We start from the raw sequence: 19,263 nt of genomic DNA, 5'->3' as shown, positions 1-19,263 counted from the left end.
TTTTTTATTCACTAGTTTTTGACAATTCTACACTTGGCCTGACTTATTATTTTATTTTATTTTTTACTGTCAAAATAATTCCCATCAATAACTATCCAATGCAATTATTATGCGCAGATTTTAGTTACTGTTCCAAACTGTAAGCAACGGCTGAAACAAACGATGAATCGCAAAAAACGGCACCCCATATGTTCAACATCTGACAACCTGTGCTACGTAGTTTTGCGACACCATTATTACCAGCAGTGCTTATTATCTTCTTATATGCCCGGGAAATTTTAATGTGCGGGCCTGCCGACCGTGACCGTGAAGCTCCTGGTTTACATTGAATGGATTTTATAGACTTGGTTTTGCAGGAAATGCGAATGAAGAAAGACAACAGCGCAGTAATATCAAACAATGCTTTCTTCATATTATTTATTGGATGCTCTTGAAGGTACAAATAATTTGAAATGCAGAAAATATTAATCTTCTTTTTTTTCCTTCCTTATGAAAATAAAAAAACACCTATACCATTGCATTAAATGAAAAAAGGTTATAGATTAACTTTTTACTGCATTAGCGTTAAATACACCAATACCGAATAACGCTTGTAAGCATAAAAGGCCCAAGGTATTCAGGTATTTTTAAAAAAGCAATAACACGTAGCGGTATAATTTTGTATCCTATAGTGTTAACTCAATTCATTTATAAATAATTACCTGCCTTCCCCTATCAATCATTATAAAAAATTTTCCGCTCAATGATTACAAAAAGCTAAATGGCTGTACTGCATTAGCAAGCCGTTTTAGTAACGAATCCTTCTTTAATTCCTTTCTAATGTATCGTGGAACACTTTTGTGAATCGTAACTTACTACCTTTGCCCTTCAATAATTTTTAGGTTAACTACCTAACACTATGCAACAACGAATCACTTTAAAGCTTCTTCCTTCCGAAGCTGCCAACGAATCTGTTATACAACAATATGCTGCACAAAGTTTAGGCGTGTCAGCTTCTGCCATTACCGGTTTCCAGGTTATTAAAAGATCTATTGACGCCAGAGGCCGCCAGGCATGGATCATGTTGACGATCACCGCATTTGTAAATGAGCCCTTCTCACAACGAACTGTTAAAAACATTTTGTTGCAGGATGTTGCAACCGCTACACAACAGGTTATCATTGTAGGCGCAGGCCCCGCTGGTTTGTTTGCTGCGCTCAAACTGATTGAGCAGGGCATTAAACCAATCTTGCTGGAAAGAGGTAAAGATGTGCGTGCACGACGCAGAGATCTGGCCGCATTAAACAAAGAAGGCATTGTAAATCCGGAAAGTAATTACTGTTTTGGTGAAGGTGGCGCCGGTACATATAGCGATGGTAAATTATATACCCGTAGTACCAAGCGTGGCGATGTAGAACGCATATTAAATATACTGGTGCAATTTGGCGCACAGGAAAAGATCCTGTACGAAGCACACCCACATATAGGAACCAACAAATTGCCTGAGATCATCACTGCTATAAGGGAACAGATCCGCGCTTGTGGCGGCGTGTTTTTATTTGAACAAAAAGTAACCGGCTTCTTAATAAAGGATAGTAGCATTTACGGTGTTGAAACTGCCAGTGGCGACACCTTCCATGCCAATGCAGTGATCCTGGCTACCGGCCACTCGGCCCGGGATATTTTTGAATTGCTTCATAGTAAAAATATTCTTATTGAAGCAAAGCCTTTTGCGCTTGGCGTTCGTGTAGAACACCCACAAAGCATTATCGATACCATACAATATCATTGCGCCCCGGGAAAGCAACGCGATGATTTTTTACCACCTGCCGCTTACAGCCTTGTACAACAGGTAAATGACAGAGGTGTATTTTCTTTTTGCATGTGTCCGGGTGGCATCATTGCTCCCGCTGCAACAAGTGCAGGTGAACTGGTTGTGAATGGGTGGTCGCCCAGTAAACGGAATAATCCTTTTGCCAATTCGGGCATTGTTACTGCCGTTGAGGTCAAAGATGTGATACAATTTCAAAAGAAACCATCCCCATTATCGGGGATGTATTTTCAACAAGCTGTTGAACGTAAGGCTTTTCAATATGGCGGTGGCAAATTTGTTGCGCCCGCTCAACGCATGGTTGATTTTACTCAGGGGAAATTATCTTCCTCCTTACCTGATTGTTCTTATTTACCTGGTATTACTTCAGCACCATTGAAAGAGGTGTTACCGTCCTTTGTTGCAGCCTCTTTGCAACAGGCCTTTATTGAATTCGGGAAAAAAATGCGCGGGTATTTTACCAATGAAGCAGTGCTGGTTGCTACAGAGTCAAGAACTTCTTCGCCGGTTCGTATTCCGCGCGATGGGGAAACAACCCAGCATCCGCAAATCAACATGCTTTTCCCTTGTGGCGAAGGTGCTGGTTATGCCGGCGGTATCGTTAGTGCTGCAATGGATGGGGAACGCGTTGCAGAAAATATAGTGGCTTTATTGGGAGCCTGATATAATGTTATACTAACAATTGTTTCTGATAGCTGGTTGCAGTTTGTAAGTTTTTAAGTTATTGAGTTCTTAGGTTTTTAATTTTAAGAACTCAATAACTAATGAATTAAAAAACTAATAAACTTTTGTTGATTTAAATCTACATATCCCCAATCTTAATCTTCTTTATCGTACCCTTGTCTTGATATTAATAATTTTTTCTCTAACAGTTTATTCTTTTTGAAGGCACCATATTCTTTTTTCAACTTTTCCTTTTCTTCTTTGGATGCTGTTGTTTGAAATGCTTTGTTCAAATCGGGGCTGCCGGCATCAATCCAGCTTGTATACCAAAAGTCGGCAACCAGGTTGGCAGAACTGATCATTCTTTCATTGATGGTTTTACCCAGTTTGGCACTATATGCTTTAGCAAATGCCGACGTATAACTTTTACTTTCCCTGCCATTGCGAATTTGCACGCGGTACTTCTCCCCTTCGGTAAATGATTTGGTTACTTCTTTCTCCTGTTCAAATACATCGTGTAATAAGCCCTGCGACTTACGGATCGCCTTCCAGATGTTTTGCTCGGGATGCTTCAGGTAATGCGCCTTGTGTTTGCTGCGCAAATCGTATTGCTGGATTTCTAATTCAGGGATCATTGACTCCCACAAACTGTGTAATCCTTTTTGATTGGTCATTTGCCCGTCATAATTCTCCGATACGTGTAAGGGAACATGCGCATCACTTATATAATGGCCCAGGTCAATGGCATAAAACAAAATGCTGTCTTTGTTGCCACTGCGAAAAGCAGCGGTCAACCTGTCTTTCATGGTGATTACATAATAAGGCACATAACCACAATGAGCTAAACTGTCTTTACCATATTTCTTCAATGCATCTTCCCATTTAAGCGGCATTTTCCAGGCAGCAGAGTCGCCATACAATTCCAGGTCAATATAATGTTTGGGCGCTTCTTCTTTGTCCTGGTTGCGTCGCTGATCGGGCCGCACCGATTGCTTTACAATCTCGTTCATATTGTGGTGAAAGAACATACGCATCGATGGTGGTAACTCGTAAACTGCCAGTTGATGAATGGTACGGTGGCCCAGGAAGCCCCAGCTGCTACAGATAATACCTATTGCAATTAATACACTACCTGCTACTATCAGTCGTTTCATGCTGCTATTTTGTTTTGAAATTGCATAAATATAGTATGCGTGCGTAACAATTAGGATTTTTTTGCTACTAATTAACTGTTTTGTTACCTTATATCTATTGTTTCCCTCCTTCCACCTTCGCCAAGGCTTCGGTGGACAAGGCAAAAGCTTGCATACAATGAACAGATTGGACGTTAAACATCTTAAAAAATATTATACTTCGCAGAAAGCGGTGGATGATATTAGTTTCTCCCTGGAGCCCGGCAGCATCTTTGGTTTACTGGGACCAAACGGTGCCGGCAAAACCACACTCATCAGAATGATAACCGGCATCCTGTTCCCCGATGAAGGCGACATCATCTTTGATGGACAACCGTTCAACCCCGACCGGGACAACGCCTTTATTGGTTATATGCCTGAAGAAAAAGGATTGTACAAAAAAATGAAGATCGGCGACCAGGCCATTTACCTGGCGCAGTTGAAAGGCCTTAGCAAAGCAACCGCTATTGAACGGGTTAAACACTGGTTCATAAAATTTGAAATGCAAAGCTGGTGGAACAAAAAAGTGGAAGACCTGAGCAAGGGGATGCAGCAGAAACTGCAGTTTGTTACCACGGTTTTAAACGATCCCAAACTCATCATCCTCGATGAACCGTTCAGCGGGCTGGACCCGGTGAATTCCAACCTTATCAAAGAAGAAATATATAACCTCGCACAAAAAGGCGCCAGCATTATTTTCAGTACGCACCGGATGGAGCAGGTGGAAGAAATATGCGACCATATTATTCTCGTCAATAAAGGACAAAAGATCCTCGATGGATCGGTAAGCGGGGTTAAGCAACAGTTCAAGGAAGCTATATTTTCCATTGGGCTCGATGACTATCCGCCGGCAACCGATGCCCCATTTGAGATCATTGGTCAAAACAAACAACAACAGGTAATAAAGATAAAAGAGGGTTACCGCAGTAACGATGTGCTGCAATATTACCTGGGAAAACAGGTAGGCATCAATTCCTTCCAGGAAATACTGCCTTCATTGAACGACATCTTTATAAAACTGGTGCATGGCACGCCCCTCGCCCGTCAATTTGAAACCGTAACTGCTTAATACGATATTGTCATGAACAAAATATTATTGGTAATACAACGTGAATACCTGGTACGGGTTAAGAAAAAATCATTTGTATATACGACCATCCTGGTACCTATTATTATAGTGGTTTTTTATGCAATCATCATCGCTATTGGCATGAGTGGTGGCAGTGAAAAAAACAAGATTGCCGTCATAGATCAGGCCAACCTGTTCAATGGTAAAGTGGAGAACGCCAAAGACGATCAATCACAATATGAATTTATCGCCGGACGGGGGACTGACTCGGTAAAAGAGAACTTTAAAAAAATGGGTTATGATTACCTGTTGCTCATTCCGCCCATGAACATTACCCAAAACACCGATAACATTCAACTCTTCAGCCAGTCGCCGGTATCGGTTACTCTTAAAAACAAAGTTGAAAAAACAGTTAACAATGCCATTGAGCTGAAAAGGCTGCAATCGGTAAATATTACCCCCGAACAGTACCGTTCTATTCAGTCCGATGTATCTGTCAAAAACACAATGAAAATAGGTAAGGAAGAAAAGAAAAGTGTGGCCGGCGTGGCCTCGGGTGTGGCGTTCTTCTGTGGCATGCTTATATACGTTATTATGCTCATCTACGGCACCATGGTAATGCGCGGTGTAATGGAAGAAAAAATAAGCCGCATTGCTGAAGTAATGGTAAGTTCCGTTAAACCATTTCAGTTAATGATGGGCAAGATCATTGGCATTGGCGCAGTAGGTCTTACCCAGTTCGCCATCTGGATCCTGCTTATTGTTGGGTTACAATTTATACTTCCGCTCTTTTTTCCCGGGTTCGATGCCAGTTCCCTGCCGCAGGCGGGACCAGGTGCTAATGTGGCCGGCGCAGCAGGCATGATGGAAAACATGCGCACAGGTTTGCATTCCGTTCCCTGGGCATTGATCATTTGTTGCTTTATCTTCTATTTCCTTGGCGGCTTTCTTTTATATGCTTCCCTGTTTGCTGCGGTAGGAAGTGTGGTGAGTGACGACCAGCAGGAAGCGCAGCAGATGGTGTTCCCAATCATGATGCCGATCATTCTGGGCTTCGTTATTATGACCAAGGCCATTTCTGAACCCAATTCTCCTCTGGTTATTTTTGGCAGCTTATTTCCGCTTACATCGCCTGTGGTGATGATGGGCCGCATTATGTACGATGTACCAGTGAGCCAGTTAATTACTTCCATGTTGTTGCTGGTATTGGGCTTTCTGCTCTTTGCCTGGTTAACTGCAAAAATTTACCGTACCGGCATCCTGATGTATGGGAAGAAGGTTACCTGGAAAGAAATGATTAAATGGGCGTTCCGTAAAAATTAGTTCCCTCAGGAATAACAGTTGCAGGTTATTGGGTTATTAAGTTCTTGGGTTCGTCGGTTCCCAAACCTAAGAACTTAATAACTTACGAACTAAATAACTAACAAACCTGTAAGCTAATGCTTCACTTCATAGCTATAGTTGCCCCCGAAGAAATTAACCAGCAGGTATTGCAATGGAAACATTACATGAAGAAGCATTTCCAATGTAAAGTGGCCCTGAAATCGCCGGCGCATATTACACTCATTCCGCCTTTCGAATTGCCCGATAGTTTACAGACTGAAATGCAGGAACTATTATTGCCTTTTGCCAGCCGGCGGCAGAGCTTCCCTATTCAATTAAAAAATTTCGCGGCCTTTAAGCCCCGGGTGATCTATGTTGATGTATTGCCCGGCGAGCCATTAAATGAATTAAAAACAGCTTTGGAAACAACCCTGTTGCAAAGCAATCGCTTCCCCATCAAAAAGGAGGACCGGCCGTTTCATCCCCACGTTACCATCGCCAACCGCGATCTGCGCAAAGAAGATTTCCCGCTGGCCTGGCAGCATTTTCAACAAATAAATTACGAAGCTTCCTTTATAGCCGGTGCCATTTCGCTGTTGCGTCATAACGGTCAGGTATGGGAAATTGCCTGCTCATTTCCATTTAACAATTAATAATTTCTGCCTCATGCAACATTTTACGAAATCCATCGTATATTTATACGAAGGACGTCGTAATTAGTCAATTTAAATAAACAACCATGAATTTAAATCAATCTTGTATCCGCTGGGGCTCCCTGGCGCTGGTAGGTAGTGTAGTTACCTTACTGGCCTTTACCGGCGGACCGAAACAAACACCGGCTCCCGATGGCCAACGGGATTATCACATTGCTAACCATTACACCGATACCATCCCTACACAAAAAAGAAGTAAAATAACCAGGGACGATGCCAATGACCGCGACCTGGATAAAGAATTGCGCCAGCTGGATGAAGCCAAAGAAAAGCTGGAAGAGATGAAAGACAAGGATTGGGAAGCCATCTCCAAACAGGTAGAAGAATCGATCTATAAAATAGATTTTGATAAAATACAGCAACAGGTTGATGAAGCGGTTAAACATATAGATGTGGAGAAGATGCATCGCCAGGTGGAAGAATCGCTTCGCAAGATTGACTTCGATAAAATTCAACGGGACCTCGACCAGTCGTTGGATGATGTAAAACGGGTAAATAAAGAAGACATCAAACGGGAACTTGAAAATGCCAGAAGGGAAGTTGACAATGCGCTTAAGAATGAACAATGGAAAGAAGAGCTGAAAGAAGCGCAACTTCGAAGCAGGCTGGATGTTCAAAAAGAACTGGACAATGCCAAAAAGGAAATGGCCCGGATAAAAGAAGAAATGAAAAACCAGAAATTCGATTTCAAGAAGGACATGGATAATGCCCGGGAAGAAGTTGGTAAAGCCAGGGAAGAAATGAAGAGCTACCAGGAAATGATATACGAAATGGAAAAGGATGGTTTGCTAAACACCAAAGAAGATTATAGCATCGAATATAAATCGGGCGACCTGTTCATTAACGACAAAAAACAACCGCAGTCAGTTACTGATAAATACAACAAGTATCTTAAGAAAAAGAATATAGCCATAAAAAAACAAGATGGTAAAATGAAAATCAACCATCAGGACCATTCGGATACGCATACAGACTAGTGATTTTCTCACAGGCGTCCCGGTTCTCCGGGAGGCTTTTTTTCGTGAGTGGTGAGCGGTGAGTGGGTCCCCGAAATTCGGGAAATCCGAACAATCGCGAGTTCACTCACCACTGACCACCGACAACTCACCCAAAAGCCCATAAATAAAAAGAGGCCAATTCATAATGAATTGGCCTCTTTTTATAATTAGTTTATTCTCGTTACCCTTCCATCATCCGGAAGAAAGGATGAAAAACATCGCTTTCGTCGTCTGTTGGTAAGTTGGTGATATCGAAGCTCATTTTAAGAGAAACTCCTTCTTTAATAATGATGCCTTCGCGGCGGGAAGTTTTATATCCTTTCTTTTCCAGGATAATGATCACCTCGCCTACCGGCATTTGTGGTACTTTAAAGTTGCCCGATGCATCGGTAGTGAATTCTTTCTTCTCCTGTCCTTTAGAAGTGGAAATAGAAATGGTTACGCCCTGTACAGGCTTTTTGGTGCTTGCGTCAGCTACGCAACCCTGTAAGACCGGCTCTGTGGATTTACGAGCTCCATTATCGCCGTTAGCTTTGGTTAGCAGTGAAAGAGGCAATAACGCTGCTAATAACAGGTAACTCTTTTTACCTCTCATAAAAATTAGTGTTTAAAAGGTTGGCAAAACCAAACATCAGCTGCCATCATTTTCAACCGGAATCAAACATAAAGACACAATGCGCGTACATTATGTTGCATTCCTTGCTTGAAGGTACTCAAAATTTACCCAGTTAAGTTGGTTTTTACGCTGAAATATTTTATCAGCTTTCGCCCAAATCTATTTCAGTGTTATCTCCAATATTCAAACTGCGGCTTTCACCTTTTACTTCGGTATCGCTGCCAATGAGGGAATTTGTCAATACAATATCGTAGAGGTCTGCAAATGAACCAATAATAGAATCCTTAATTATTGAATAATTGATGGTGGTCTTTTCGCCAATGGTAACATTGGGCCCAACAATGGAGTTTTTGATATCGCAACCTTCGGCCACGCTTACCGGGGGGATGATGATGGTATTTTCAAAATTGTGCTCAGGTGAAATAATTCCGCCAAACTTTTTTAGCAAAGTGGCGTTCGATTCCAGTAAAGTATCCTTCTTACCGCAATCGAACCAGTTCTGCACCTTGAACGGCTGAAACCGGGCGCCATTCTGGATCATACATTCCAGTGCATCGGTTATGCTGAATTCACCACGGCTCATCACCTGGTTCATGATATTGCTTTCCAGGCAATTGAACAGGAAGGAAGTTTCTTTAATGCGGTAAATGCCTACCAGGGCCATGTTCGATTTGGGGATCTGTGGTTTTTCAACCACCCGGGTAATGTATCCATCTTCGCCCAGTTCGGCTACCCCAAAATCGCGGGGGTCATCAACCCGTTTTACACCCAATGCCGAGCAGGGCATATCCAGCAGGTCCTTTACATCATATTCGCAGATGGTATCGCCCAGTACAATGAACATTTCGTCGTCACCCACAATGTCTTTGGTTAACTGTATGGCATGGCCAATACCGTGACGTTCGCTCTGGGTAACAAACCAGGCTTTCAGTTCGGGGTATTTCTCTTTTACATAGTCCTGTATTTTATCGCCCAGGTACCCGACTATGAAAACAAATTCACTGATACCTGCATCGCGCAACTGGTCAACGGTGATACTAAGGATAGTTTTGCCAGCCAGGGGTATCAGTGCCTTTGGTTGTGTATACGTATGGGGTCGCAGTTTTGTGCCTGCTCCTGCTACGGGAATGATTGCTTTCATTTGAAAAATATTTGCTTTTCAGCCATTCCGTTCGCCAACTGGCAAACGGAGAAACATCCATGCTTTTTATAAAACTGCTACTTTCTTTTTTTCCTAGGCCGCTAAGCACTGTTATAACTTGAAAAACAAGTGGTTTGTTTTTTTTCAAAGCCGTGAAAATAGTAAAAATTATTTTATTAGCGTTTGTTAGCTTTAAAGATAGGATAAAGGCAACAAGGCAACGAGAAACAGGATAACATGTCTAATTTGCTGCAGGCCGCCCTGTTGCCCTTCCCTCGATGCCTTTTTGCCTTGTTGCCTCGTTGCCTTGTCTTATATTTGCGCCATGCAAAAAGACACGCTTGTTTTTGACCTTCTCAGGAAAGAACTGGAACGTCAAAGAAATGGTATAGAACTCATTGCTTCCGAAAATTTTACATCTTACCAGGTCATGCAGGCCATGGGCACTGTTCCCACCAACAAATATGCTGAAGGCTATCCCGGCAAACGCTATTATGGTGGTTGTGAAGTGGTAGATGAAATTGAAACGCTGGCTATCGAGCGCCTGAAAAAGGTGTTTAACGCCAGTTGGGCCAACGTGCAGCCCCATGCAGGCGCCCAGGCAAATGTGGCTGTATTCTTAGCCTGTTTAAAGCCAGGCGACAAGATCCTGGGTCTCGATCTGAGCATGGGTGGTCACCTTACCCATGGCAGCCCCGCCAACTTCAGCGGTAAAAACTACCAGGCACTGTCGTACGGGGTAAATAAAGAAACCGGGTTGGTTGATTATGACCAGCTGGAGTCTATTGCCAGAAAGGAAAAACCCAAAATGATCATTTGCGGCGCTTCTGCCTACAGCCGCGACTGGGATTATAAACGCATCCGCGCCGTAGCCGATGAAATTGGCGCCCTGGTGATGGCCGATATCGCCCACCCCGCCGGTTTGATTGCTAAAGGTTTGCTCAACGATCCTTTTGACCATTGTCATATTGTAACCTCCACTACCCATAAAACATTGCGCGGACCCCGCGGCGGTATCATCATGCTGCGTCATGACTTTGATAACCCGCTGGGTATTAAAGACCCTAAAGGCAATATCCGCTCCATGAGCTCCTGCCTCGACCTGGCCGTTTTCCCCGGTATGCAGGGCGGACCACTGGAGCATGTGATCGCTGCTAAAGCTGTAGCATTTGGTGAAATCCTCACCGATGAGTTCAAAACCTACGGCCAGCAGATCATTAAAAATGCCCAGGCCATGGCGGCTTCTTTTGTAAAACGCGGTTACAACCTCATAAGCAATGGTACCGATAACCACTTGATGCTGATTGACCTGCGTAACAAGAACATAACCGGTAAAAAAGCACAGGAAACCCTGGATAAAGCGCACATTACGCTTAACAAAAATGCGGTGCCATTCGATGATAAGAGCCCATTCGTTACCAGTGGTATCCGCGTAGGTGTTCCTGCCATTACTACCCGCGGTATGAATGAAGGACATATGGAAACAGTAGTAAGCATGATCGATAAAGTATTAATGGATACCGATAATGAAGCTAACATCACCACTGTAAAGAATGATGTATATGCTTTCATGAAACAGTTCCCGTTGTATCCTGAATTAGGATAGTCAGTAGTGAGTAGTCAGTAGTGAGTGGGTTCCCGGATTTTCAGCAATCTGATCTTTCGCGAGCTTACTCACAACTCACCGCTCACAACTCACCTTACTTACTCACTACTCAAACCTGTTAACCCATGATCCAACGTCTGCAATCAGTTTGGTTACTGCTGGCCGCTGCTGCTGCTTTTTGCAGTATAAAGCTCTCGTTTTACAGCGGCAATTTGATTAAGGATAATCAACCGAAAGCTTTTGTATCGTTAACCGCGCAAAGCAACTTACTGCTGCTGATCTTAACCGCCGGTGTGGGCATTGCATCGCTTATTGCCATTTTCCTTTACAAGATCAGAAAAATGCAGCTGCGCATCGTTTTAATAACACTGTTAGTATCGTTGTTAAACCTTGGACTATATTTTGCCGAAACCCAAAAGTATGTTCCGGGCGAAGGTAAATTTGACCTTACGGCGGTATTTGCCATCTTCATCCCCATCCTGTTATTCCTTGCTATCAGAGGCATTCGTAAAGATGAGAAACTGGTGAAAAGTTTAGACAGGCTTCGCTAGTGAGTAGTCAGTTGTCAGTAGTGAGTTAGCTCAAAACGTTTCGGCAGTCATTGCCTTGTCAAACACTTCGAAATTCAGCAACCCACTCACTACTCACTATTCACAACTCACTTCCCCATCTCCAACTCATACGCAATAAACTTCCTCCCGTCTTTCAACGCGGTGGTAATCACTTTTACCCTGATGGTAAAGGTGCCATTGCTGTACAAGGTATGCTGGGCTTCCTTGAAATCGAATTTCGCGGTACTCTGATAGTTATTGGCCAATAGCCAGGCGGCTATTTCCTGGTATTCTTCCTTTATATAAGTACGATAGGTTATCAGCCTGCTTTTCATGTCCCGTACGCGCGCATCAGCAAAAATAAAAGACCGTACGGCGGCTTTGCCATCCACCTGCTTATCAAACCAGGAATACTGGTATAAAGAGCTGGTTGAATCAATGTCTTTTTGCATCAACAGGTACCCATCTTTTTTAAGGGTGGTATCTATTCGTTTGGGGGTCCAGTTAAGCATATCAATAAGCTTCGGCACTTCTATTTGTTGTGAACGAGCGCTTACAGAAATGATTATCAACAATAAAGAAATTAAAAATTTACACATTCAATTGGCTATAAGTTTTGCAAAGTTAGCATTCCAGGTGTATTGATTGTGTTAAAAGGGTGGTAACACAGGTAGTGGAAATCGGCTATGGGCATTCGTAAATCCCCCAACGCACTCACAATCACAATTTAATCTTCCAAATGATTTTGAAATCTAAATTTTATTATTACCTTAGCCACCATATCCACCCCCTATTAAAATAAAGGTACGTACGACAACTGTATCGAATTTTCTCCCTGACGTAGTAGCTAATTATTCCAATATCTGTTAGAATTTCCTACCTGTTGCATATTCCCTGTTTAAAACTTTTTTGTATTTAGTCCATATCCCTTGTATATCCCACCGGTTTAGGTTTTGTTACTCCCAAACTGTTCCACTCCTGTCTAAAGCCCTTGCGGTTTTACCTCGTGTATGCCGCTAACCGTTATCCGTATGTTTTTTAAAACTGCGGCAAGGCATTGTATTCTATTTCTGAACCTAATAAATGTATGTATGAAAAAGTTTTACCTCTTACTCATGGCATCCGTATGCTATGTAACTACAATTTTTGCACAACCTTACGTCAATCCAACCCCACCATGTCCGGCAGCTATGCAGGCTAAGTATTACCTGGTGCCCGGGACCACGCCTTATTACAAGATCTTTATTGGCAATGGGCCGGTAGTTAATCCGGCGGCTAAGGTTACGCTGGTACAACCTGCTGCATTGGGTGGTCAGCCTGTTCCGGATCTGAATAATGTGATCTTTACTCCTTTAGATGCCTTTGGAGGCGCCACTATTGCCTATGCCAGCACTTATACTGTTCACCATATTGAAGTGGACTTCGATCTTTCAGGTACTCACTATACCTGTAAATACCTGGCTGATGCAGGTGGATCACTGCCTATTAAATTAACTTCTTTAAATGGCCGTTTGAATACAGATGCTGAGGCTAACATTTCCTGGACTTCTTCCCTGGAAGAAAACAGCTTTCAATATGAAGTTCAAAGAAGCGCCGATGGCAAAAGCTTCGTTACTGTAGGTACAGTAAAAGCAGCTGGTACTTCATTGGAAACTGTTAAGTATTCATATAATGATGTACTCCCCGGCACCGGCGGCGCTTACTACTATCGTCTTAAAATGATCGATATCGATGGTACTGCCGAATTGTCAAAAGTAGTATACGTGAACAGCAAAAAAGGCGCTGGTGTTGTAACCAAGGTATTCCCGAATCCTTTCACCAGCGAAATTCAGCTGATCGGCGCTACTTCTTCTGACCTTACGCCTAACAACATCAAAGTATTCAATGTTACCGGTCAGTTGGTTAAGTATTCTATTGTTGGAGCCAATGCCATTGCAATCGATGTAACTGCACCAAAAGGCTTATACATTGTAAAGGTTAAAGATCAAACCTTCAAACTGAGCAAACAATAATCCCCGACCCCTAAAGGGGTGTATAAATACTAAAAAATGAGCCTCCTGTTTAAAAGCAGGAGGCTCATTTTTTATATCAACCTGTTAACTTGTTAACTCGTTAACGGGTTAACTCGTCAACTTAAAAACTTCCCCGTATAACTTTCCTTCACTTTCTTCAACCCCTCAGGAACACCCGCATAAACTATGGAGCCGCCTCCATCACCCGCTTCGGGCCCCAGGTCAATGATCCAGTCGGCACTTTTTATAACATCGGTGTTGTGCTCAATTACCAGGATGGAATGTCCCTGCTCGATCAATGCATTGAAACTGGTGAGCAGCTTCTTAATATCATGAAAATGCAACCCGGTAGTGGGTTCATCAAAGATGAACAGAATATGCCCCTGTCCGCGCCCTTTGCCCAGGAAGGAAGCCAGCTTTACGCGTTGTGCTTCACCGCCCGACAGCGTATCTGACGACCGGCCCAGTTTTATATAACCCAGCCCTACATCGCTCAGGGGTTTTATTTTATTGATGATGTCTTTTTCATCTTTAAAGAACTCGAGCGATTCATCTACACTCATTTCCAACACCTCGTACACGCTCTTTTCTTTATAGGTAACCTCCAGCACTTCTTCCTTGAACTTCTTACCACCGCATACTTCGCAGGTAAGGTGAACGTCGGCCAGGAACTGCATTTCTACAATTTGTTCGCCTTCACCTTTACAGGTATCGCACCGGCCACCATCAACATTAAACGAAAAGTGTTTGGGCTGAAAACCGCGGATCTTGCTCAGCGGCTGTTTGGCAAACAGGTCGCGCACTTCGTCCCAGGCTTTGATATAGGTTACCGGGTTACTGCGGCTCGATTTACCAATAGGGTTCTGGTCAACCAGCTCTATTTGTGAGATGTAATCAATATCGCCGGTAATGGCTTTATGCAGGCCGGTTTTATCAACCGGTTCTCCTTTTATCTTTTTCAACCCGGGGTAAAGGATCTGTTTTACCAGGGTGGTTTTACCGCTGCCGCTCACCCCGCTTACCACACACAACAGGTTTAACGGAAAGGTTACATCAACGCCTTTCAGGTTGTTTTGCATGGCGCCTTCTATACTTACTGAACGGTTCCATTTACGCACGGCGCGGGGCACTTCTATTTTAAGATCGCCACGCAGGTACTTGCCCGTAAGGCTTTTGTCGTTTTTGATAATGGCGTCATAATCACCCTGGGCTACAACTTCACCACCCAGGTGCGAAGCCAGTGGCCCCATGTCAATGATGTAATCGGCTTCCCGCATCATCATTTCATCGTGTTCTACCACTACCACCGTATTACCCAGGTCGCGCAATTCTTTTAACACCCGGATCAGCCTTTCGGTATCGCGCGAGTGCAAACCGATACTCGGTTCATCCAGGATATATAATGAATTGGTGAGGTTGCTGCCCAGTGACCGCGTCAATTGTATACGCTGGCTTTCGCCGCCACTTAAGGAGTTGGCCAGCCGGTTAAGGGTGAGATAGCCCAGCCCTACATCGAGCAGGGTTTTTAACCGGTGGTTTATTTCTATCAAAATACGTTTACCTACCTGTTTGTCGTATTCGCTTAACTGCAATTCGGCAAACCATACTGCCAGTTCCTTCACCGGCATTTCGCACAGTTCGCCAATATTCATCCCCCCTACTTTTACATACAATGCTTCTTTGCGCAGGCGGTATCCATGGCAGTCGGGGCAAAGGGTTCTTCCCCGGTAACGCGACAATAATACCCGGTACTGAACCTTATACAGGTTCTGTTCTACTTCTTTAAAAAAGTCGTTGATGCCGTTCACGAACTCATTACCTTCCCACAGCACTTTGTACTGGGCCTTGCTCAGTTCCATAACGGCTTTATGTACCGGAAAGTCGAATTTGCGGGCGCCGCGGATAAACTGGTCTTTCCAGGCACCCAGCTTTTCCCCTTTCCAGGGAGCTACCGCGCCTTCATAAACGCTTAACCTTCTGTCGGGGATCACCAGGTCTTCATCGATACCCAGCACCTGGCTAAAACCTTCGCAGGTGGGACAGGCGCCAAATGGATTATTAAAGGAGAATAAATTCGGAACGGGTTCTTCAAACTGCAATCCATCCAGCTCGAACCGGTTACTGAACTGTAATTTGATGTTGCCATTCACTTCCAGCATTAATTCGCCTTCGCCTTCATAAAAGGCGGTACCAATGGAATCGGCCATGCGATGCCGGTCGTCTTCATCAAAATCCTTTACCACCAGGCGGTCAACCAGCACATACGTATCGCCGGTGAGCTTTGGCCCGGAGCCTTTCTCTGTGGCGGCGTCAATCAACTCTTCAATGCGCAGTATTTCGCCATTGTATAAGCGGGAAAATCCTTTTTGCAACAGAATATTCAGCTCTTCCAGCGGTTTCCGGTTCTTATGCTGTTTAAAAGGGATCAGAATAAGTACTTTATCGCCGGCCGGCCGTTTGGCTATTGCGTCAATAACGTCGTTGATATCATCTTTTTTTACCTCGCGACCCGAAACGGGGGAAATGGTTTTACCGGTGCGGGCAAAAAGCAACCGCAGGTAATCATAAATTTCCGTCATACTTCCCACGGTACTGCGTGGGGTACGGGTAATTACCTTTTGTTCTATCGCAATTGCCGGGCATAAACCCTTGATAAAATCCACATCGGGTTTTACCATGCGGGCCATAAACTGGCGCGCATAAGCACTAAGGGATTCTGCATACCGTCGCTGGCCTTCAGCAAACAAGGTGTCTATTGTAAGTGAGGACTTTCCCGATCCTGAAACACCGGTAACTACGATAAACTTGTTCCGCGGGATCTCTACCGAAATGTTTTTTAAGTTATGCACCCTCGCTCCTTTAATAAATATATTATCGGGCGATTTAGGCATGGGACTTGCTAATGTATTAGCCTTTGTTGATGTAGCCATAATATTAAGGATACAAATTTATTGTATAACAGCACTTATCGTAAATAGTTTCTTTAGCGGTTATTGGGTAAAAAAATCTAAAAATTGCTTAAAGTTTGCTTATTTCGAAAAAGTCTCTATCTTTAGTTGGTAATTTGTACAACGAAACGAAAACTAAACACACCGCCTATCGCACGGACACTTCTACTCAGAAAAGCCATTCAATTATAAAAATCCATTTAATAAATATCCTATCACCTTCAAAAAACCGTAGAAGTTATGAGTTCACTACGTAAAAAGACCGATCATGAGTTAATCCAGGACTTCCAGGATGGAGATCTGTATGCTCTTGAGACACTCATTCTCCGCCACAAGGAAAAGATGTACACTTCCATTTTATTCCTCGTAAAGGACAAATATCTCGCCGAAGATATTTTCCAGGATGTGCTTATCAAGATCATCGACACTATTCGTGGAGGCCGCTACACCGAGGAAGGAAAATTTCTTCCCTGGGCAATGCGTATTGCTCACAACTTGTGTGTTGATCACTTCCGTAAGGTAAAACGTACCCCTGCTATCAAAACCAGCGACGACAGGGATATATTTGAAGTGATTAATTTCACAGAGGACGGTGCCGATCAAAAAATGATGAAGCGTCAAAGCTATGACCGCGTTCGTCAAATGCTTGATCTGTTACCGGATGATCAACGCGAAGTGATCATTTTACGTCATTATGCCGATCTGAGCTTCAAAGAGATCGCAGCCCTGACCAACTGCAGCATCAACACTGCATTAGGCAGAATGCGTTATGGCCTGATTAACCTCCGCAAAATGATGTTACAAAAAAAGATCGCTTTGTAGGGATTTTTTACTTTGGGTACTTCAGAAAAAATTTAACAGCATTTTCTGATTAGGGAACGGAACAAGCTGCTTAGATTTGAGATAACGATTCGAGAAAGTAAAAATATTGTCATTCTGGCCCTCCATCCGGGCCCATTTTTCCTGAATTGCTTGCTTGCCGGAAGGCTGGAACAGAATGACGCCTAACTAAACACCCCACTCAGGCTGAGCGGGGTGTTTTCTTTTTATGTTGGGCCTTTGTTTGTTGATTTAACATCTGCTATTAGTTGTTGTGACCCATTGTTTTGAAATTTACCACCCTGTATTAGTTGTTTATCGCTCCTGGTTAGCTGTTTTCTTCTTCAATTTGGCTGTTTAAAGCCTTGTTTTAAACTTTACTCCACAGTTATTCATTTTACCAACCCTTGTTGAACGATTTTAAGGCGATGTTGCGCTGTTTTCACCCTCAATTTTAAAATTTGAACCATATATCGTTTGTTTTACAACAACATACGGCCATTGCAGGCCATTTCCTTCCCGGAATTGTGATTTCCTTGAAGGTTTTTAGCATTCCTGCCAGGATTTTAGTTTTCCTTCGAGGAAAAGCCAATTCCTGTTTGGATTTCTATATTCCCACTGGGTTTTGCGATTTCCCGATGGGTTTTGTGATTTCCTTCCGGCTTTTTAGTATCCCTTCCGGGAATTAAGGATCCCTTCCAGGCTTTCTTATTTCCTGTTGGGCTTTCTTATTTCCCGGAGAGAAATGCCATTTACTTCCGGGATTTGTAAATTGCCTTATAAAAAACCCGTTGATCCTATTATAAAATTTATGAGATACTTTTGCTAACATGTTCGACTATCCTCTTAATTCCATCTGCAGTACAGCAATAAATTAAGCTGTATACCAAAACCAGAAAACTCCGGAAGGACAAAAAAGAGAAACAGACAACTATTTTAAATCAAAGCCTTTTATGCAAAAGAGTATTTTGTACGTTTTCGTACTGCTATTTGTAATTTCCTGTAATCCCAAAAAAGATTCACCCGTTGACCCGCCAACAGATCCGGTAAAAAAATGCCGTCTGGTAAAAATAATCCAGGGTACACACAATGGCGCCGTAAATGACACCACGTTTAATTTTTACTATGATGCCGCAGGTAAATTAAATATGGTAACTGACTTCTATTCCGGCTATCCTGGTATTGATAGCTTTTCGCTAACTTATAATGACTCGGGCAAGCTGGTAAAAATTTTGGAGTCCGAATACTTTAATCCTAATGGAACCATCTTTACGTATACCAACACAGGTCTGTTGAGTGAAATAAACTACCGCAGCTTAAGCAGCTTTGATTACATGAAGATGAGATTTGTGTATAATGGTTCTTCTACCCTGCCTGATAAGGCAGTAGTATTAACCCTGACTACTTTCGGGGGTACCGCAAAAGACAGTTCAGAGTACCGTTACATAGCACAAAATGGCAGCATAGTCAGCAAGGAAAAATTTAACAGCAAAGGGGCGTCTTTAGGTAAAACCACCTTTGGATACGACACCATTCCTAATTTGAGCACCGATCTGGCTTTGATTGGTTTGTTTGATGAACCAATTGGTTTTACAGATGAGGTCTTTTACTTCAGTAAAAACATGATCAAAACCTACAACTCGAATGGTTACAATTACAACGTTAGTTATAAACAGGATTCAGGGAAAATAGTACAAAGTTTCACTTACTACAATCAAAACCCGGCGCCCGGCGCTACCCGGAATTATTTCTGGGAATGTAACTAATACAATCTGTTTATAAATAGACAAGCCCCCCTGAGCAACTCAGGAGGGCTTGTCTA

General features: G+C 43.1%; 15 protein-coding genes. 10 read left to right on the top strand and 5 right to left on the bottom strand.

Annotated features, from left to right (window positions below; genetic code table 11):
- Window positions 1–898: 898 nt before the first annotated feature.
- Window positions 899–2,473, top strand: a complete 1,575-nt coding sequence (locus tag NIAKO_RS36240; protein WP_014223489.1) for an NAD(P)/FAD-dependent oxidoreductase — start codon at window positions 899–901, stop codon at window positions 2,471–2,473.
- Between the two features lie 155 nt (window positions 2,474–2,628).
- On the opposite strand, the gene NIAKO_RS36235 is transcribed toward NIAKO_RS36240, so the two are convergent.
- Complete coding sequence (locus NIAKO_RS36235) at window positions 2,629–3,627, bottom strand: zinc dependent phospholipase C family protein (RefSeq protein WP_014223488.1); 999 nt, start codon at window positions 3,625–3,627, stop codon at window positions 2,629–2,631.
- Window positions 3,628–3,784: 157 nt separating this feature from the next.
- Between NIAKO_RS36235 and NIAKO_RS36230 the strand changes: the two genes are divergently transcribed.
- From NIAKO_RS36230 to NIAKO_RS36215, 4 genes are all read left to right on the top strand, one after another.
- Window positions 3,785–4,714: an ABC transporter ATP-binding protein gene (locus tag NIAKO_RS36230; RefSeq protein WP_014223487.1), complete on the top strand. Its 930-nt coding sequence runs from the start codon at window positions 3,785–3,787 to the stop codon at window positions 4,712–4,714.
- A 12-nt stretch (window positions 4,715–4,726) separates the two neighbouring features.
- Window positions 4,727–6,037, top strand: a complete 1,311-nt coding sequence (locus NIAKO_RS36225) for an ABC transporter permease (protein ID WP_014223486.1) — start codon at window positions 4,727–4,729, stop codon at window positions 6,035–6,037.
- A gap of 116 nt (window positions 6,038–6,153) precedes the next feature.
- Window positions 6,154–6,690: an RNA 2',3'-cyclic phosphodiesterase gene (gene thpR, locus NIAKO_RS36220; protein WP_014223485.1), complete on the top strand. Its 537-nt coding sequence runs from the start codon at window positions 6,154–6,156 to the stop codon at window positions 6,688–6,690.
- A gap of 86 nt (window positions 6,691–6,776) precedes the next feature.
- Window positions 6,777–7,727, top strand: a complete 951-nt coding sequence (locus NIAKO_RS36215) for a hypothetical protein (protein ID WP_014223484.1) — start codon at window positions 6,777–6,779, stop codon at window positions 7,725–7,727.
- A gap of 202 nt (window positions 7,728–7,929) precedes the next feature.
- Here NIAKO_RS36215 and NIAKO_RS36210 read toward each other — a convergent pair whose 3' ends face one another.
- Together NIAKO_RS36210 and NIAKO_RS36205 are read right to left on the bottom strand one after the other, a co-directional pair.
- A complete protein-coding gene (locus NIAKO_RS36210) occupies window positions 7,930–8,343 on the bottom strand; it encodes a carboxypeptidase-like regulatory domain-containing protein (RefSeq protein ID WP_014223483.1) in 414 nt (137 codons plus the stop codon).
- A 163-nt stretch (window positions 8,344–8,506) separates the two neighbouring features.
- Window positions 8,507–9,505, bottom strand: coding sequence for a sugar phosphate nucleotidyltransferase (locus NIAKO_RS36205; RefSeq protein WP_014223482.1), 999 nt, complete (start codon window positions 9,503–9,505; stop codon window positions 8,507–8,509).
- Between the two features lie 325 nt (window positions 9,506–9,830).
- Between NIAKO_RS36205 and NIAKO_RS36200 the strand changes: the two genes are divergently transcribed.
- On the top strand, window positions 9,831–11,111 hold the full coding sequence (locus NIAKO_RS36200) for a serine hydroxymethyltransferase (protein WP_014223481.1): 1,281 nt from the start codon (window positions 9,831–9,833) through the stop codon (window positions 11,109–11,111).
- A 125-nt stretch (window positions 11,112–11,236) separates the two neighbouring features.
- Complete coding sequence (locus NIAKO_RS37530; RefSeq protein ID WP_014223480.1) at window positions 11,237–11,662, top strand: DUF4293 domain-containing protein; 426 nt, start codon at window positions 11,237–11,239, stop codon at window positions 11,660–11,662.
- Window positions 11,663–11,769: 107 nt separating this feature from the next.
- Here NIAKO_RS37530 and NIAKO_RS36190 read toward each other — a convergent pair whose 3' ends face one another.
- Entirely contained in the window at window positions 11,770–12,261 is a 492-nt protein-coding gene (locus tag NIAKO_RS36190; RefSeq protein WP_041347711.1) for a hypothetical protein, read from the bottom strand.
- 492 nt (window positions 12,262–12,753) lie between these two features.
- Between NIAKO_RS36190 and NIAKO_RS36185 the strand changes: the two genes are divergently transcribed.
- The gene (locus tag NIAKO_RS36185) at window positions 12,754–13,674 is read left to right on the top strand and encodes a T9SS type A sorting domain-containing protein (RefSeq protein WP_014223479.1); all 921 of its coding nucleotides are present in this window, start codon (window positions 12,754–12,756) and stop codon (window positions 13,672–13,674) included.
- Window positions 13,675–13,790: 116 nt separating this feature from the next.
- Here the strand turns inward: NIAKO_RS36185 and uvrA are convergent, their stop codons facing one another.
- Window positions 13,791–16,604, bottom strand: a complete 2,814-nt coding sequence (uvrA, locus tag NIAKO_RS36180) for an excinuclease ABC subunit UvrA (protein ID WP_014223478.1) — start codon at window positions 16,602–16,604, stop codon at window positions 13,791–13,793.
- A gap of 258 nt (window positions 16,605–16,862) precedes the next feature.
- On the opposite strand from uvrA, the gene NIAKO_RS36175 reads away from it, so the two are divergent.
- Complete coding sequence (locus tag NIAKO_RS36175; RefSeq protein WP_014223477.1) at window positions 16,863–17,444, top strand: RNA polymerase sigma factor; 582 nt, start codon at window positions 16,863–16,865, stop codon at window positions 17,442–17,444.
- A 950-nt stretch (window positions 17,445–18,394) separates the two neighbouring features.
- Entirely contained in the window at window positions 18,395–19,207 is an 813-nt protein-coding gene (locus NIAKO_RS36170; RefSeq protein ID WP_014223476.1) for a hypothetical protein, read from the top strand.
- Window positions 19,208–19,263 lie beyond the last annotated feature (56 nt).

The sequence above is a fragment of the Niastella koreensis GR20-10 genome, assembly GCF_000246855.1.
Lineage (GTDB): Bacteria > Bacteroidota > Bacteroidia > Chitinophagales > Chitinophagaceae > Niastella > Niastella koreensis.
This window is presented reverse-complemented; position numbering and strand designations above follow the sequence as displayed.

Bases quoted from the DNA above. Each gene is read 5' to 3' on its own strand.
- thpR (WP_014223485.1), top strand. From the start codon at position 6,154: ATGCTTCACTTCATAGCTATAGTTGCCCCCGAAGAAATTAACCAGCAG.
- NIAKO_RS36205 (WP_014223482.1), bottom strand. From the start codon at position 9,505: ATGAAAGCAATCATTCCCGTAGCAGGAGCAGGCACAAAACTGCGACCC.
- NIAKO_RS36210 (WP_014223483.1), bottom strand. From the start codon at position 8,343: ATGAGAGGTAAAAAGAGTTACCTGTTATTAGCAGCGTTATTGCCTCTT.
- NIAKO_RS36230 (WP_014223487.1), top strand. From the start codon at position 3,785: ATGAACAGATTGGACGTTAAACATCTTAAAAAATATTATACTTCGCAG.
- uvrA (WP_014223478.1), bottom strand. From the start codon at position 16,604: ATGGCTACATCAACAAAGGCTAATACATTAGCAAGTCCCATGCCTAAA.
- NIAKO_RS36190 (WP_041347711.1), bottom strand. From the start codon at position 12,261: ATGTGTAAATTTTTAATTTCTTTATTGTTGATAATCATTTCTGTAAGC.
- NIAKO_RS36200 (WP_014223481.1), top strand. From the start codon at position 9,831: ATGCAAAAAGACACGCTTGTTTTTGACCTTCTCAGGAAAGAACTGGAA.
- NIAKO_RS36235 (WP_014223488.1), bottom strand. From the start codon at position 3,627: ATGAAACGACTGATAGTAGCAGGTAGTGTATTAATTGCAATAGGTATT.
- NIAKO_RS36215 (WP_014223484.1), top strand. From the start codon at position 6,777: ATGAATTTAAATCAATCTTGTATCCGCTGGGGCTCCCTGGCGCTGGTA.
- NIAKO_RS36240 (WP_014223489.1), top strand. From the start codon at position 899: ATGCAACAACGAATCACTTTAAAGCTTCTTCCTTCCGAAGCTGCCAAC.
- NIAKO_RS36175 (WP_014223477.1), top strand. From the start codon at position 16,863: ATGAGTTCACTACGTAAAAAGACCGATCATGAGTTAATCCAGGACTTC.
- NIAKO_RS36185 (WP_014223479.1), top strand. From the start codon at position 12,754: ATGAAAAAGTTTTACCTCTTACTCATGGCATCCGTATGCTATGTAACT.
- NIAKO_RS36170 (WP_014223476.1), top strand. From the start codon at position 18,395: ATGCAAAAGAGTATTTTGTACGTTTTCGTACTGCTATTTGTAATTTCC.
- NIAKO_RS37530 (WP_014223480.1), top strand. From the start codon at position 11,237: ATGATCCAACGTCTGCAATCAGTTTGGTTACTGCTGGCCGCTGCTGCT.
- NIAKO_RS36225 (WP_014223486.1), top strand. From the start codon at position 4,727: ATGAACAAAATATTATTGGTAATACAACGTGAATACCTGGTACGGGTT.